Source organism: Streptomyces sp. ADMS (assembly GCF_033441795.1).
In the GTDB taxonomy this organism is placed as follows: domain Bacteria; phylum Actinomycetota; class Actinomycetes; order Streptomycetales; family Streptomycetaceae; genus Streptomyces.
In genome coordinates, this window is record NZ_JAVFVX010000620.1 from 1 (window position 1) to 240 (window position 240).

Below are 240 nucleotides of genomic sequence, written 5' to 3' on the forward strand. Positions count from 1 at the left end.
CACGGTGCGGGCGGTGGTCAGGGGGTCCGCGGTCAACAACGACGGCGCCGTCAAATCCAGCTTCACCGCGCCCGGAGTCTCCGGCCAGGCCGCCGTGGTGGCCGAGGCACTCGCCATGGGTGGTGTCCCCGCCGAGACCATCGACTACATAGAAGGCCACGGAAGCGGCACGGTCGTGGGTGACGCCATTGAGGTGCAGGCGTTGTCGCGGGTGTTTGGTGGGTTGGGTGGTGGGGCGGT

Annotated in this window: 1 protein-coding gene; it reads left to right on the forward strand. The window is 69.2% G+C overall.

What is annotated here, in order from left to right:
• Positions 1-13: 13 nt before the first annotated feature.
• The coding region (locus tag RB628_RS42220) for a hypothetical protein (protein WP_412180816.1) at positions 14-240 on the forward strand (227 nt) is incomplete at its 3' end.